This window comes from Cecembia lonarensis LW9, assembly GCF_000298295.1.
Lineage (GTDB): Bacteria > Bacteroidota > Bacteroidia > Cytophagales > Cyclobacteriaceae > Cecembia > Cecembia lonarensis.
In genome coordinates this window covers 1-502 of the sequence record NZ_AMGM01000357.1, presented here as the reverse complement: position 1 = coordinate 502, position 502 = coordinate 1, and the positions used below count along the sequence as shown (strand labels likewise).

At 56.2% G+C, this 502-nt stretch carries 1 pseudogene; it reads right to left on the bottom strand.

What is annotated here, in order from left to right:
• Nucleotides 1-186: pseudogene (locus tag B879_RS24405) on the bottom strand (hypothetical protein); the annotation flags it as partial.
• Nucleotides 187-502: the final 316 nt, after the last annotated feature.

The window sequence follows — 502 nt, the reverse complement described above, 5'->3', positions numbered from 1 at the left end:
ATCGCGGGTCTGTGCCAGTTCGATGACATCGGCCAGGGACAGATCGTCGTTGCGTATCACCGTGGTGTCGGCGCCAAGTTCCTGCAGGTATCCGACGAGGGTGTAAACAAAGCTGTCGTAGTTGTCGATCACGAGGATCTTTGGGGCGTTCACAGCAGCATCAAGCCAATCGTTGATTCGGTCCACGGACTGTATTGGCTCAGCCACGGGAAGACATAGTTCATCAGCAAGAGTACGGCTCCGACGATCAACGCCACAGCTAGAAGGATGCGGAAGAACAGGGGTCCGGGCAGAGTCCGGAAAATCCATGCATACATGTCTCGGTGTCCTACTTTTTCATCGTCTTTTTGACCAGGTCGGCAATTTCTGCCGGTGGACCGGCATCCGCCGGACGCCAGGATTCCAGCTCCGAGTACGCGATGATGCGCATACGCGTGGTGAACGGGGGATGGCAGCTGGTCATGGTGAGTGTTGAGCTCTTGGGTTTCATGCCCGGTTCGTT